Raw genomic sequence first — 11,646 nt, forward strand, 5'->3', positions numbered from 1 at the left:
GGACGACGTCAGAGCGCCCGGCCTGACTGCATCAGGCCGGGCGCTCCAGATCTTTGTTTTGATTTTTTTACGCGAACCGGTGTCCGCTTCGCTCGAAAACGCGAGCGTGAAAAGCGCAAGACCGCGCCGTCCAGGGACGGCGCGGTCCGCGCGGGTTAGAAGTTGTACTGCAGGCTGATGTTCACCGCCCGGCCCAGCGGGTCATAGAGGCCGGTATAGGTGTTGGGGTTGTTGCTGGTCCCGTCGACGAAGTTCGAGGGCACGACCGGCGGCGACTTGTCGAACAGGTTGGTGATCGCAATCCGCGCCGTCATGTCCTTGACCACCATCACCGAGCCGGCCAGGTCGAAGTAGTTGTAGGCCTTCATCTTGGTCAGGATCTTGTAGCCTTGGGGACCGCCGCCGCCGTTGATGGCGTTGTCGGTGCTGTTGGCCGTCAGGTCGGTCGAGCCGATATAGCGCCAGTTCAGCGAGATGTTGCTGTTGCGCCACGGCGTGCTCCAGGTGGCCCGGAAGTTGTGGGCCCATTTCGGCGCGGGGGCGTAGCAGGTCGGCTGGCCGTAGTAGCCCGCGCAGTCCGAAGCCGGCGTGGTCGGCGAGTCCTGGCCCATGCTGTTGATCATCAGCGTGCCGACCATGTTCAGGTCCATGCGGCCGTACTTGCCGATGTCGAAGTTGTAGCCGACCTGAACGTCGTTGGCCTTGTAGTTGAGGATGTTGGTGTTCTCGGTGCCGCCGGAGATGAAGCCGGTGGTCTGCGAGGTCCCGTCGAGGCGGCCGGTGGTCGGGTCGCGCTTGACGAAGCGGCAGTAGTACTGGAGGCCGGTGGTCAGGCAGTTGGACAGGGCCACGTTGGCGTCGATGTAGCCGATGAAGTCCTTGATCTTGATGTCGACGTGATCGATCGAGATCATCAGGCCGGGCACGAACGACGGCGTGTAGACCAGGCCCAGGGTCTGGGTGATGGCCTTCTCAGGCAAGAGGTTGAGGTTGCCGCCGCCCGCGTAGCGGCGACAGCCGTTCGGTCCGCAATCGGCGATGGACTTGTTGGCGTACTGCGCGGCCGTGACGCCGGTGTTGGCGCACTGGGCCGCCGTCGCCGCGCCGGGCAGGGCGAGCGAGGACGCCGAGCAGGGGTCGACGCCGTTGTAGCTGAAGTTCCGCGGCGAATAGAGCTCGGAGATGTTGGGCGCGCGAGCGGCGGAGTTGTAGCTGAACCGCACCAGCAGGTCGCTGACCGGGCGATAGAGGCCCTCGACCTTGGAGGTGTAGAGCTCCTTCTTCTGGTTGTCGTACTTGGACGCCCGGATGCCGGTGTTGAACACCAGGCTCTTGACGAAGGGCAGGTCGTTGGCGATCGGCAGCTGGGCCTCGCCGTACAGCTCCTTGACGCCGTAGTGGCCGCCGGTGGTGCTGAACCAGCCTTCGTAGTCGACGGTGGCCTGGTCGGCCTGGACCTTCAGGCTTTCGCGGCGGTACTCGGCGCCCAGGGCGACGGCGACGCCTTCCTTGGCCCACGGGCTCTTGATCCCGTATTGGCCCAGGTCGCCGGTGATGTTGGCCGTCACGTCCCGTTGCTCGACGACGTTCGTCCAGCGGTAGTTGTCGTAGACGTAGGGATAGACCTTGGGGTCGATCTTGTTGGCCTGGAAGATGTTGGCGGCGACGCAGTTGGTGTCGGTCTTGTCGACCACCGACTGGCAGGTCGGCGCGCCGTTGACATTGACGACGTTCACGCTGCGGGCGAAGCGGTCGGGGTTGATCTCGTTGCGGTCGGACAGCGTGTTCTCGACGCGTGAGGCGATGAAGTTGACGTCATAGTGCCAGCCGTCGAACAGGTCGCCCTTCAGGCCGCCGCTGAAGCGGTAGTCGGCGTTCACGATGCGGTTCTGGACGGGGATGCTGCCGGGGCCTTGCTGCAGCAGGTAGTAGTCGGCGCTGACTGTGCTGGCCGTGCCGGCCGAGGCGCCGCACAGGCTCTGGGCCTGGCTGGCGGACAGGAACGGGTTGTTGCAGTTGATGCTGAGGGTCTGGCCGTAGGCGCCGGACTGCTGCTCGATCGAGACGTCGCGCATCACCAGCAGGTTGGCGTAGGCCTCGAGCGCGTCGTTGAAGTGATAGTTGGCGAATAGGCCGCCGGTGAACCGCTTGTCGGAGCGGATGAAGTTCCAGTCCTTGCGGGTGTTGCTGGCGTAGTCGGCGGCGTTGGCCGTCGACACGAAGCTCTGGGTGCCGTCCTTGTTGATGAAGTAGCCGTTGCCGGCGTTGGGGCCGCTGCCAATGTCGAGGCGGCCGAACGGCGTGTAGCTGGTGTTGACCGAGCAGGTCAGCGCCGTGGTGCTGGCCACCACGCGGCAGGACGAATAGTCGCGCGCGCTCCACTTCACCGGCTTTTGGTCGCGATAGTCCGCGAAGACGCTGATGTTGCCGTTGTCGTCAGCGAAGTTCTTGCCCGCCGCGAAGTTGATGTCCCAGCGGCCGCCGTCGGTCACGTGCTTGGAGGGCAGCGGGAAGTTCGGATATTTCGAGATCAGCCCGCGCATGGCGGTGTCGTCGTTGGTGTGCTGGAAGAAGCTGTAGGACCCGTTGACCTGCACGCCGTCGAACTTCTTGTTCAGCACGAAGTTGACCACGCCCGCCACGGCGTCCGAGCCGTAGGTCGACGAGGCGCCGCCGGACAGGACGTCGACGCGCGAGATCAGGGCCACAGGCACGATGTTAAGGTCGATCGCCTGGACGGGCAGCAGGCGCTCGCCGTCCAACAGCACCAGGGTGCGCTGGTTGCCCAGCCGGCGCAGGTTCACCTTGGCCTGGCCGCCGTTGTCGAAGCCGGCGCCGAACTGGTTGTTGTCTGCGCGGACCTGCGGCAGGCGGTTGAGCGCGTCCTCGATGTTCAGCACGCCCTGGAACTGCAGTTCCTGCTTGTCCATGGTGACGATCGGCGCGGCGGACTGAACGTTCGGCCGGCGGATGCGCGTGCCGGTGACGATGATCGCGTCGACGGTGTCGCCCTTGTCCGCCTTGGTCTCGGCCTGCTGGGCCTGCGCGGCCTGTGAGAAGGCCAGGGCCGACACGGCGATGGTCGCCATGAGCCCCGCTTTGAACCGACCAGATCCGACCATCATCTTGATAAACCCCTATAGGCGCGGGTGAATTCCCGGCGTCCCCTAAGGGTCAAGACGGACGCCCGGCGAGGTTCCTTGGGCGCTTGACAAAAATATGTGACTTTCACGACAAATCGCCGAGCGCGGTCGTGACGAAGCGGGCCAAGGTGCATGCTTCAGGGCAGGGACGAGAAAAAGGGATGGCGATCGTGTTCTTGACTCGGCGCCGCTCCGGGCCGTCCCCTATCTGGCGCAGCTTGGCCAGAGTTCCCCGATGATTGACCAGATCGTGTCCAGATCCTCCGCATCGTCCGCTCGACCATTTCCCGACCGCTCGGGGCGTGACGCGCCATGAGGTCCGACCGGGAGCACATCGTCAGGTGGGTCGCCGAGGAGATCATGCCGCACGAGGCGGGCGTGCGCGCCTGGCTGCGGCGCGCGCGCACGCCGTCCGACGAGATCGACGACCTGATCCAGGAAGCCTACGCCAAGCTCGTGGGTCTGGGCAGCGTCGACCAAATCGAGAGCCCCGACGGCTATTTCTTCCAGATCGTCCGCAACCTGCTCACGGACAAGTTACGGCGCGCCAAGGTGGTTCGCATCGAAGCGGTTACGGAAATCGATCTGCTGTCCGTCTGTTCGGATGAGCCCTCGCCCGAGCAGGCCGCGGCTGCGTGTCGCGAACTGTCCAGGGTGCGGGCCCTGATCCAAGCTTTGCCGGAGCGTTGCCGGCGGGTGTTCGAACTGCGAAAGGTCCTGGGCGTGCCGCAGCGTGAAATCGCCCAGAGGCTGGGCATCAGCGAGAGCGCCGTCGAGAACGAGGCGGTCAAGGGCATGCGCCTGATCATGCGCGCGCTCGAGGAAGAGGGCGCCGAGGTGCGCGGCGACCGGATGAGAAAGACGAATGATCGATCGCGAAAAGGCTGAGGATATCGAGGCGGAAGCCGCCCGATGGGTCTGGCGACGGGATCGCGACGGCCGCACGCCCGAACTGGAAGCCCGCGTCGATGCCTGGCTGGCGGGGGACGTGCGCCGCCATGGCGCCTTGCTCAAGGCCGAGGCGACCTGGAGCCTCCTGGACCGGGCGCGGCACACGGCCCCGCGGCCCGCCGTCCGGCCGGTGCGATCGGCCTCGCGCCGCGCCTGGCTGGCCGGGACCGGGGGCGCGATCGCGGCGGCGATGGTCGGCGCCGGCGTCCTGGTCCTGCGCGAGGATCGGTTCCGGACCGGCGTCGGCGAGGTTCGCCGGGTGCCGCTGGAAGACGGCTCGGCCGTGGCGATCAACACCGCTTCCCAGGTCGAGGTGGCCTTCCGGCGCGAGCAGCGGACCGTCCGCCTGCGGACGGGCGAGGCCTGGTTCCAGGTCGCTCGCGACGTCCAGCGGCCGTTCGTGGTCGAGGCCGGGGCGGTGCGCGTGCGGGCGGTCGGCACCGCCTTTTCCGTCCGCCGACGGCTCGACGGCGCCGACGTGCTGGTCACCGAGGGCGTGGTCGAAGTCTGGGCGGAGGGCTCGACCCGGGCGCCCGCGCGGCTGAAAGCCGGGCAGGGCGCCTTCGTCGCCAACGGCGTCGGCCTCCGCGAGGCCACGCCGGCGGCGGTCGACCGCAAGCTGGAGTGGCGCTACGGCAAGATCGACCTGGCCGGCGAAACCCTGCGGGACGCGGTCGCCGACTTCAACCGCTATAACGATCGCAAGTTGGTCATCGCCGACCCGACGATCGCCGACGAACGCTTCTACGGCGTCTTCAACACCGGCGGCCCGGAGGCTTTCGCGACGGCGGTCGGCGCCAGCCTCGGGGTCGAGGTCGAGGTTCGCGGCGACGAGATCGTCCTGGGCGGGAGGCGCGCGTCGTAATCCTGGCGCCCCCTTCCAAGGCCTCCCCCGGCGCGGCCGGATCCTCGCCTTCGCCAGGGCCGGGGAAGCGGTCTTGGCGCGGACGTGGGTGCGGCGCCCTTCTGATGACGATGATGCTGGCCCTGACCCAGCCCGCCATGGCCGCCGTGAAGACCTTCAGGATCAAGGCCCAGGACGCCGGACCGGCCGTGGCCGAATTCGCCCGCCAGGCGGACATCCAGCTGCTGCTGTCCGCCGGCGCCGCACGGGGCCGGCGGACCAACGCCCTGGACGGGGCCTTCGATGTCGCCGACGGGTTGGAGCGGCTCCTGAAGGGCACGGGCCTGCGGGCGCGGCGAATCGCGCCCGGGATCTATGCGCTCACCCTGGAGTCCAAGCCGTCGCCGCCGCCTAGGGTCGTCGTGATGTCGCGGGCGGCGCCTCTGGAAGTCGCCGGGCCGGCCTCGCTGGACGCGCTGGTGGTGACGGGCACCCGCATCCGCCGGGCCAATACGACCGCCGCGGCGCCGGTCACGACGCTCTCCCGCGCGGACCTGCAGCTGGGCGGCGTCCTCAATCTGGAAGAGGCGATCAATCGCCTTCCCGAGGCGCGCGCCGACTCGACCCAGTTCACCAACGGATCGGACGCCGACGGACGGGCCCGGATCAACCTGCGTAATCTGGGTCAGCAGCGGACCCTGATCCTGCTGGGCGGCGAGCGCCTGGCGCCCGTCCAGGCGGTCGACCTCAACATCATTCCCGCCGCCCTGGTCCGGCGTGTCGACATCCTGACCGGCGGGGCCTCGACCACTTACGGCTCCGACGCGGTGGCCGGCGTGGTCAACCTCATGCTGGACCGCGACCTGGACGGCGTTCGGATCGACGGCGGCTACAGCGTCTACCAGCACACCAACGACAACCTCGCGACGCGCGGCGTGGCCTCGGGCTTTCCTAACGTGAAGACCCCGCCACGGCGGGTGATGGACGGCGCTCGCGAGGACCTGACCCTCGCCGCCGGAACGCGTTTCGCCGGCGGGCGTGGCGACATCCTGGTGTTCGGCGCCTATCGCAGCCAGGACCCGGTGCAATGGAAGGATCGCGACTTCTCCGCCTGCCGGGTCATCGCGACGGACGACAACAGCGCGCCGTCCTGCGCGGTCAGCACGCTGTACACGCACCACGGCCGGTTCCAGCCGATCACCGGCCCGTCGGCGGGACAGGTCTTCTACGCCACGGAAGGCGGCGCGTTCGCTCCCGGCGAGGACGGCGGCCTCTACGCCGCCAACACCCGCGAGACCTTCAACTTCATGCGATCGGACGAACGCCGCTCGGCCGGGATGTTCGTCAATTTCAAGGTGGCCGAGACGGCGGAACTGCGCGCCAGCCTGCTCTACATGAAGGACGCGACCTACAGTCAGTTCTACCCCTACATCAACACCGCGGACGTTCCGGCAGGCGGTTTCCGGGTCAATTGCAACAACCCGTTCCTGTCGACCAGCCAAGCCGCGCTGCTCTGCGGCTCGGCCGCCGGGACGGATCAGATGATCTCGACCCGGTACACCGGCATCATGAGCGGTCCCGGCGGCCGGCCGCTGCGCGCCGAGGCGATCAACCAGGACTACCGGATCAGCGTGGGCCTGCGCGGCGAGGCGCTGGACCATTGGCGCTACGATCTGACGGCGATCCGCTCGACGGTCTTCAGCTCGCTGTCCGACAGCAACGAGATCGACCCCGCCCGGTTGGCCAGGGCCCTGAACGTCGTGACGGTCGCCGGAACCCCGACCTGCGCGGCCGCCCTGAGCGGCGTCGACCCGGCCTGCGTACCGGCGAACGTCTTCAGGCCCGGCGCCCTGGATCCGCGCTTCTACGCCTACGCCTATCGCGACTACGTGTGGGCCAATCACTACGGCCAGACCGACCTGGTCGCTAACCTGTCGGGGGACCTGACCGGATATGGCGCGAAGAGCCCCTGGAGCGATCGCGGCCTCGCCGTGGCCCTCGGCGCGGAATACCGGGCCGACTCCCTGAAGCAGAAGATCGACGCCGAGGCGCTGGCGTTCGAGCAGTTGAGCCCGCCGCTGCGCGGGCGGCAATCGGTCTATGAGGTCTATGGCGAACTGCAGGCGCCGATCACCGAGGGGCGGCCCGGCGTCGAGCGGCTGGAGATCACCGCCGGCCTCCGTTATTCGAAGTACAACACCGGCGACGGCCTGCTGCCGACCTGGAAGTACGAGCTGCAGTATCAGCCCACGCGGGACTGGCTGGCCCGGGCCAGCTTCAACCGCGCCGCGCGGGCGCCCAACATCTCCGAGCTCTATACGGGGTCGACCTATGGCGTGATCGGCCTGTCGGATCCCTGCTCCGGCCCGTCCCCCGCCGCGACGCTCGCGGCGTGCCAGCACACCGGGGTGACCGCCGCGCAATATGGGCGAATTCCGGACTGCCCGGACCAGCTGTGCCAGACCTACGGCGGCAACGGGAACGCCGGCCTTCGCCCGGAGAACGCCAGGACCCGGACGATCGGCCTGGTCTATACGCCGCGCGCCCTGCCGGGGCTGAGCCTGTCGGCCGACTACTACCGCATCGCGGTGAAGGGCTATATCGGGCCGATCCTCGCCGACAGCGTGTTCCAGAACTGCCTGAGCACCGGCGAGGACTATTACTGCCGGTTCGTGCATCGCGCCGCCGACACCGGCGCCTTGTTCGGGAGCCAGGGCGCGGGCGGCTATATCGCGACCGGGGCCCAGAACACCTCGCGGCTGATCAACGAAGGCGTGGACGTCCAGGCCAGCTACGGGATGTCGCTGGGCGAGCTGGGCCGCCTCGGCCTGGACCTGTCGGGCGTGCGGCTGATCACGACCGGCGGCAAGAGCGCGCCGGACGATCCGCTACGCAACTGCGCCGGCTATTTCGGCCCGCCCCATTGTTATGCGCCGCAGCCGCTGTGGCGGCATAACCTCGGCGCGACCTGGCGACCGCCATGGCGCGAGGCGGTCGTGTCCCTGACCTGGCGCCACATCGGCCCGACGCGGCTGGCCGCCAACAGCGCCGATCCCGCGCTCAGCGAGGGCGCGACGCCCTACGCCTATCGGCCGTTCACCCGGATCCAGGCCTACGACTATTTCGATCTCGGGGCGTCGATGCGGCTGCGCCCGGGCCTGACGATCCGCCTGGTGGCCAACAACCTGTTCGACCTGACCCCGCCGGTCGTCCCGTCGACCTTCGTGGACGGCACGACCAACAATCCCAACACCTACACCGGGACCTACGACCCGCTGGGGCGCAACCTGCAGCTCGCCTTCAGTCTGGACTTCTAGCCGTCGTCGTCCCTCCCCGACCTGTTCAATCCCCTTTTCCGAGTGCTCACCGTGACGCGTCATCGATCCATGCTTTCCATCCTCGTCGCCGCGATCGGCCTTGCCGCGTCCATGGGCGTCGCCCAGGCAGGCGGCGCCGTTCCCGCCGGTTTCGCCGCGCCTCCGCTTCCCGCGCCCGGCGTCAACACCGTCGCCGAGGTCGAGCCGCGCGTGCCGCGGCCGCCGGGCGAGCCCTGCGTCGCGCCGCTGTTCGGTCCCAGGCAGTTCGAAGGCGTGGACCCGGTCGCCTTCGCCTATGCGCCGCCGGCGGCCTGCCGCGGCCCGTGGGCCAAGGTCGTGCTGGAGGCCGATTTCGACGTCACCGCCGGCCGGCAGTTCGACCGCACCGCCATCATCCACCTGGGCGGGGTGAACCTCTACTACGGCACCACGATGGAGCCGCGCCGGGCCATCGCGCCCACCTGGCACGTGGAGCGCGACGTCACCGACTACGCCGCCCTGCTGGCCCAGCCGGGCGCCGGCGAGGTGCTGATCGCCAATGTCGTCAACGAGACCTACACCGGGCGCCTGACGGCGCGCGCGCGCCTGCTGTTCTATCCCGCCTCGGCCTCGGCGCCCGCGCCGGCCGCGCCCCAGGTCGTACAGTCGATTTCCGACGGCCTGGCCAAGCTCACCAAGGATCAGGATCGCCTGACCAAGACCGTGGTGCTGCCGACCAATGTCGAGCGCCTGGCCCTGGACGTCGTCGCCCAAGGGCAGGCCGACGACGAGTTCTGGTACGACTGCGTGCCCGACGCCCTGGCCTCGGACAAGGAGGGCCGATGCGGGGGCGGGGCCTTCCGGCAGGTCGAGGTGTTCGTCGACGGCCAGCGCGCCGGCCTGGCCTCGCTGTTCCCCTGGATCTTCACGGGCGGGATCAATCCGTATCTGTGGTTCCCCGCGCCCGCGCCCGAGACCTTGAACTTCACGCCGTCCAGGATCGACCTGACGCCGTTCGCCGGCCTGGTGAACGACGGCCGGCCGCATCGCATCGAGGTCACAGTCCCCGGGGTGCGCAACTACTACCTGGTCACCGCCAGCCTGCTGGCCTGGCGCGACGCCGGGGCGAGTTCGACCTCGGGACGGCTGCTGCGCAACACCCTGGCGGCGCCGCGCGCGACGACGGATACGCGCCGGCTCCGAACCGACAAGCAGGGCCTGAACGGGCGGATCGACACGCGCCTCACCCAGGGCGGAGAGGTGGCGGGCGTCCTGCGGACCTCCCACGGCGAAGTCGCCACCACGGTGCGCTACGCCATGTCGTTCTCCAATCGCCAGGACTACGTCTCCGACGACAAGGTCCAGATCGGGCGCATGCGGCAGTCGACGCGCCTGCGGGTCGACACGCGGCGTAAAGACGCATCCGGGACCTCGACGCGCCGGGAAGTTTCGTCCTATCCGTTCAGCAGCGTCACCCAGGAGACGGTCACGGCCGACGGGACCGACCAGACCGCCGCCGTCGACCTGACCCTGGCCCGCACCGAGCGCGAGGTCGCTTCGGACGGCCGGGTCTGGACCCGCGCGCTCAGCCACCGCGTCGCGCCCACCGCGCGGGGGCAATTCAACCGCGCGGCCCGGCGCTTCCAGAACGCTTCGGGGGCGTCGGTGCAGCAGTACCGGCTCGAGGACAGCGCCATCGGCTGCTACGGCCGCACCGTCGTCGTGAAGGACAACGCCGTGGTCACGGCGCGGGACGGGTGCTGACCCGGTCGGACAAGGCGCCCACGTCCGACCCAAGGTCAGGGTGACGACCAGTCAAGGCGGTGCGTGGTCCTCGTCCTTCGACGGGCTCAGGACGAGGACCATTTACAGGTTTTCGGCCCCCCGCGGTCGGGCGGGGCGTCGCGATCCGGGATTCAATCCTGGCGTGCTCAAATATCTTATCTCTTAAAAGTGGTTTTCGAGCCTGTACGGGTTGATAAGTTCGTCGTCTACGGGATTTGAAAGTAAAGATGGTTAATTTCATCGTATAAACTATCTATGCCCCGTGCAGATAAATATGCAATATTTGTTACTAACCCCGGTGTATTTACTTAACGATCCATTAAGACCTTAAATGTCCTCCGAAGAGGCTCGACCTCTTCTTTCAATCTCGGTCGAAAAATGCGGCGCGGGGTAGATCTGGAGGAGAGATAGGTCAAATGAATATTCTGCATGACTTTATTCGTGAAGAAGAAGGCGCGGCCGCGGCCGAGTACGCCCTGATCCTGGCGATCATCGGCAGCGCCATCGCGGTGGCCGCCGTCCTGCTGGGCACCAACATTGGCGTGGCGATCACCGACGCGGCCAATTGCGTGGCCAATCCGTCGGCCGCCACCTGCTGACGGCCAGCCGTTGATCTTCGGCGGCGCGGCCCAAACCGCCGCGCCGCCGGTTCCGGACGACGGGCCGACACAGAGCTTGTCGCCTTCCTGGGGAGGGGTTGCCCCCAATGCAGACGAGAACCATCATTTCCCTGGCCGGCGCCGTGACGCTGGGCCTGGGTGCGGTGCTGGCCGCGCGAGTCTATATGGGCTCCGCGCAAGAGGTCGGACCAACCGTGCGCACAAGCGCCTCGGCGCCCGTCGTGGTCGCCGCCCAGCCGCTGACACGCGGCTTCAAGCTGCAGCCGGCCGTCCTGAAAGTGGTCCGCTATCCGGCCGACTCCGTGCCGCCGGGCGCCTTCGCCACCATCGAGGCCGCCGCGGCCGCCCAGGGCGGCGCGCGCATCGTGCTCAAGGACATCGCCGCCAACGAACCGATCCTGCCGGACCGGATCTCGGGTCCCGGCGGCCGGGCCAATCTTTCCGGCGCGCTGACCGAGGGCATGCGGGCGGTGTCGCTGCGCGCCAACGACGTGGCCGGTGTCGGCGGCTTCGTGCTGCCGGGCGACCGGGTCGACGTGCTGCTGACCCGCAGCCGGGACAACAATCAGCCCGAAAGCAGCCTGACCCAGGTGCTGGCCGAGAACGTCCGCGTCGTCGGCGTCGACCAGTCCGACAACCAGTCGGCGGACAAGCCGGTGGTGGTCAAGGCCATCACGGTGGAGGTCACCCCCGACCAGGCCCAGGCCATCACCCTGGCCCAGGCGGTCGGCGCGGTCTCGCTGGTGCTGCGGCAGATCTCCGACCAGGCGCCGCTGACCCGCCAGGTCACCACCCTGGCCGACCTGTCGCACGGCCGGGCGCTGGGCGTCGCGCCCGCCGCCCCTGTCCGCGCCAGCGTCCGGGCCAGAGCGTCCGTCGTTCGCGCCGCGGCGCCCGTCGCGCCGCGCACCACCGAGGTGCGGGTCACCCGCGGGGTCGTCACCACCGGTTACGAGGTGGGGCTATGACCCGGGTCCCGCTCGCGCCTTTCCCCTTCCGTCCGCGCC

At 68.3% G+C, this 11,646-nt stretch carries 7 protein-coding genes; 6 read left to right on the top strand and 1 reads right to left on the bottom strand.

Annotated features, from left to right (window positions below; all coding sequences use genetic code 11):
* Positions 1-155: 155 nt before the first annotated feature.
* A complete protein-coding gene (locus BM066_RS11275) occupies positions 156-3,089 on the bottom strand; it encodes a TonB-dependent receptor plug domain-containing protein (RefSeq protein ID WP_089927709.1) in 2,934 nt (977 codons plus the stop codon).
* Between the two features lie 414 nt (positions 3,090-3,503).
* On the opposite strand from BM066_RS11275, the gene BM066_RS11280 reads away from it, so the two are divergent.
* The 6 genes from BM066_RS11280 to cpaB all read left to right on the top strand — a co-directional run bounded on the left by BM066_RS11280 (position 3,504) and on the right by cpaB (position 11,607).
* Complete coding sequence (locus BM066_RS11280; RefSeq protein WP_255367557.1) at positions 3,504-4,031, top strand: RNA polymerase sigma factor; 528 nt, start codon at positions 3,504-3,506, stop codon at positions 4,029-4,031.
* Complete coding sequence (locus BM066_RS11285; RefSeq protein WP_089927716.1) at positions 4,009-4,959, top strand: FecR family protein; 951 nt, start codon at positions 4,009-4,011, stop codon at positions 4,957-4,959. Before BM066_RS11280 ends, BM066_RS11285 begins: the two co-directional genes overlap by 23 nt.
* 104 nt (positions 4,960-5,063) lie before the next feature.
* A complete protein-coding gene (locus tag BM066_RS11290; protein ID WP_089927721.1) occupies positions 5,064-8,255 on the top strand; it encodes a TonB-dependent receptor in 3,192 nt (1,063 codons plus the stop codon).
* 69 nt (positions 8,256-8,324) lie between these two features.
* A complete protein-coding gene (locus tag BM066_RS11295; RefSeq protein WP_089927725.1) occupies positions 8,325-9,998 on the top strand; it encodes a peptide-N4-asparagine amidase in 1,674 nt (557 codons plus the stop codon).
* A gap of 437 nt (positions 9,999-10,435) precedes the next feature.
* Positions 10,436-10,618 carry a Flp family type IVb pilin gene (locus tag BM066_RS11300; protein WP_089927730.1) on the top strand — a complete coding sequence of 61 codons (183 nt, stop codon included), beginning with the start codon at positions 10,436-10,438 and terminating at the stop codon, positions 10,616-10,618.
* 107 nt (positions 10,619-10,725) lie between these two features.
* The gene (gene cpaB, locus BM066_RS11305; protein ID WP_089927735.1) at positions 10,726-11,607 is read left to right on the top strand and encodes a Flp pilus assembly protein CpaB; all 882 of its coding nucleotides are present in this window, start codon (positions 10,726-10,728) and stop codon (positions 11,605-11,607) included.
* Positions 11,608-11,646: the final 39 nt, after the last annotated feature.

The organism is Caulobacter sp. UNC279MFTsu5.1, assembly GCF_900114015.1.
In the GTDB taxonomy this organism is placed as follows: domain Bacteria; phylum Pseudomonadota; class Alphaproteobacteria; order Caulobacterales; family Caulobacteraceae; genus Caulobacter.

Coding starts and splice junctions, on each gene's coding strand:
- BM066_RS11285 (WP_089927716.1), top strand. CDS start 4,009: ATGATCGATCGCGAAAAGGCTGAGGATATCGAGGCGGAAGCCGCCCGA.
- BM066_RS11290 (WP_089927721.1), top strand. CDS start 5,064: ATGACGATGATGCTGGCCCTGACCCAGCCCGCCATGGCCGCCGTGAAG.
- BM066_RS11275 (WP_089927709.1), bottom strand. CDS start 3,089: ATGGCGACCATCGCCGTGTCGGCCCTGGCCTTCTCACAGGCCGCGCAG.
- BM066_RS11295 (WP_089927725.1), top strand. CDS start 8,325: ATGCTTTCCATCCTCGTCGCCGCGATCGGCCTTGCCGCGTCCATGGGC.
- cpaB (WP_089927735.1), top strand. CDS start 10,726: ATGCAGACGAGAACCATCATTTCCCTGGCCGGCGCCGTGACGCTGGGC.
- BM066_RS11280 (WP_255367557.1), top strand. CDS start 3,504: ATGCCGCACGAGGCGGGCGTGCGCGCCTGGCTGCGGCGCGCGCGCACG.
- BM066_RS11300 (WP_089927730.1), top strand. CDS start 10,436: ATGAATATTCTGCATGACTTTATTCGTGAAGAAGAAGGCGCGGCCGCG.